The organism is Nitrosospira multiformis (assembly GCF_900111585.1).
In the GTDB taxonomy this organism is placed as follows: domain Bacteria; phylum Pseudomonadota; class Gammaproteobacteria; order Burkholderiales; family Nitrosomonadaceae; genus Nitrosospira; species Nitrosospira multiformis_B.
Genome location: NZ_FOHI01000020.1, coordinates 1 through 1820 on the forward strand (window position 1 = coordinate 1; position 1820 = coordinate 1820).

Annotated in this window: 1 protein-coding gene; it reads left to right on the forward strand. The window is 60.5% G+C overall.

Annotated elements, in window-relative coordinates; translation table 11 throughout:
• Window positions 1-1820, forward strand: a 1820-nt coding sequence (locus tag BMW46_RS14825; RefSeq protein ID WP_143121496.1) for a condensation domain-containing protein, incomplete at both ends; no start/stop codon positions are given.

A 1820-nucleotide genomic window follows, 5' to 3' on the forward strand; every position in this document is an offset into this window, starting at 1 on the left:
TTGAGCACGGCTTATCATTTGAGCGGGGGGTTGCGGCTGACAGGCAGGCTGGATATTGAAGCGCTGCGCTGGAGCTTTGCGGCGCTGGGCAGGCGGCATGAGTCGTTGCGTACGATATTCAGGGCCAATGCGGAAGGGCTGGCGGAGCAGATCATCGAAGATGAGCCGCGGCTTGAAATTCCGCTGACCGACTTTTCCGGACTGCCGTTGGAACAAGCCAGAGCGCAAGCTGGTGAAGAAGCAGGCCGGATAGCCGGAACGCCCTTTGATCTGACGCAAGGCCCGCTGCTTCGGGTTGCCCTCATCCGCATTGCAGCGGAAGAACATCTTCTTGTGGTGGTGATGCACCACATCATCTCGGACGCCTGGTCCAACCGCATTGTCATTGACGAATTTGCTGCCCACTATCGGGCCCGGGTGCAGCGGGAGGGGCAGGGGCAGGAATCCTCCCTGCCGGCACTGCCGATCCAGTATGCCGATTACGCGATATGGCAGCGCAACTGGCTGGAAGCGGGAGAAAAAGAGCGGCAGTTGGCCTACTGGCGCAGCCAGTTGGGGGAAGAGCACCCGGTATTGCAATTGCCCACCGATCACCCCCGATCTTCCAAGGCCAGTTACCGTGCGGCGCGCCACACCTTCACATTACCCGCGGGTCTGGCTACACGCTTGCAGCGTCAGGCGCAAAGCCAGGGAGCGACCCTGTTCATGGCGCTGCTCTCGGGCTTTCAGGGCTTGCTCTATCGCTATACCGGCCAGCGGGATATCCGTGTGGGCGTGCCGATTGCCAACCGGCATCGGGCTGAAATAGAAAACATCGTCGGATTCTTCGTCAATACCCAGGTATTGCGCGCCCTCATGGACGGACGCATGTCCCTGCATACGGTGCTCGATCAGACGCGGGAAGCAGCGCTGGGTGCCCAGACCCACCAGGATTTGCCGTTTGAGCGACTGGTTGAAGCCCTGCAACCCGAACGCAACCTGAATCAGAATCCTCTGTTTCAGGTCATGTACAACCACCTGCGCGAAGACTACCGGGCACTTGAGCAATTGCCCGGGCTCACGGTGGAAAATCACGAGCTGAGCGAGCAGGCGGCGCAGTTCGAACTGACCCTGGATACGGTCGAGCAGCCCGATGGCAGGCTGGAAGCCACCTTCACCTATGCCGCGGAGCTGTTTGAGCCTGCCACCATTGGACGGCTTGGCGACCATTATCTGCATCTTCTGGAGCAACTGGCCGAGCATCCGCAGCAGAGCCTTGGCGACATCGACATCCTCAGTGAAGCCGAGCGGGCGCAGCTTAAGGCCTGGGGGATCAACGAGCAGCGCTATGAAAATGCGGAGCCCGTGCATAAGCTGATCGAACGGCAGGCTGAAGAGCGGTCAGGAGCGGTTGCCCTGGTCTTTGGCGATGTCGAGCTGAGCTATGGTGAGCTGAACCGAAGAGCGAACCGCCTGGCGCACCGCTTGATCAGGCTTGGGGTTGGGCCGGAGGTCAAGGTGGGCATTGCGGTGGAGCGCTCGATCGACATGGTGGTGGGATTGCTTGCCATCCTGAAGGCAGGCGGGGCGTATGTGCCGCTGGACCCGGAATATCCGCAGGAGCGGCTGGCCTACATGGCAGAAGACAGTGCCATCGGGCTGCTGCTGACGCAAAGCCGGATTCGATCGCGCATTCCCCATTCCGGCCAACATCCGGTGCTGGAGCTGGACAGGCTCGACCTCGAGGAGGAATCCGACAGCAACCCGCAAGCCGCCCTGCATCGACACAACCTTGCCTATGTCATCTATACCTCAGGCTCCACAGGAAAACCAAAAGGCGT